Annotated in this window: 1 protein-coding gene and 1 pseudogene; one reads left to right on the top strand and one right to left on the bottom strand. The window is 42.8% G+C overall.

The genetic code is table 11. The annotated features are described in order from the left end of the window. Positions 1-168: 168 nt before the first annotated feature. The gene (gene fdxA / locus A3763_RS19880) at positions 169-492 is read left to right on the top strand and encodes a ferredoxin FdxA (RefSeq protein WP_068510699.1); all 324 of its coding nucleotides are present in this window, start codon (positions 169-171) and stop codon (positions 490-492) included. A gap of 94 nt (positions 493-586) precedes the next feature. On the opposite strand, the pseudogene A3763_RS29740 reads toward fdxA, so the two are convergent. Beyond that, a pseudogene (locus A3763_RS29740) lies at positions 587-872 on the bottom strand (hypothetical protein); the annotation flags it as partial.

Raw genomic sequence — 872 nt, 5'->3', positions numbered from 1 at the left:
TGATCAACTAAGTTATATGATGCCTTGTCTCTTGCGCTAACTTACTTGTGTTTTAAGTCAATAATCGTAACATTTGCGCTATGACAGGCGTTTAAGCTTGAACCCTGTCACATCTGACATTAGAATACACCGCATAATTTTAATGAGACCAAACACTGGAATAGCAATATGACATTTGTTGTAACCGATAACTGTGTTAAGTGTAAGTACACAGATTGTGTGGAAGTTTGTCCTGTAGACTGCTTCTATGAAGGCCCTAACTTTCTGGTAATCGATCCTGACGAATGTATCGATTGCGCACTTTGTGAGCCAGAATGCCCAGCTGATGCAATCTTTTCTGAGGACGAATTGCCTGCCGACCAGACGCAGTATATCGAGCTAAACGCCGAGCTATGTCAGACTTGGCCCTGCATTACCGAGCAAAAAGACCCGCTTCCAGATGCTAAAGAGTGGGACGGTGTTCCTAACAAGCTTCAATATCTAGAGAAGTAAATTCTTTAGTCGCCTTGTCGTTAACTGGCGTCAGATCGCTCGCTAACGACAAGCTCCTCTTAAATAAGAACTGCCTGGCCTCATTCACTTTGGCCTATTTAATTCTCAAGCTTTCCTTACAGCTTTTGCATACATATCTTGCATCACTTCTTACGATTCTATTGTGTCGAATTGCGCTCAAATCATGAATTCGATCGTGACATGCACAAATATATGCAAAGGTTCGTCGTGCCCTTTTCGCGCTTGAGAAGTTATGCCTTACCTTTGGCTCAACATTAAATACTTCTGACATAACCTGCTTCCACTGTCGTCCATGCGGCATTACCTTCTTGCCTTCATGATAGCGACCAAAATACTGATAGACGATGAGGTGTGCACAT

This window comes from Oleiphilus sp. HI0128 (assembly GCF_001635365.1).
The sequence above is the reverse complement of the archived record's forward strand: the minus strand, read 5'-3'. Positions and strand labels throughout refer to the sequence as shown.

What these genes read in the sequence shown, in the direction of transcription:
- fdxA (WP_068510699.1), top strand. Translation starts at nt 169, where the DNA reads ATGACATTTGTTGTAACCGATAACTGTGTTAAGTGTAAGTACACAGAT.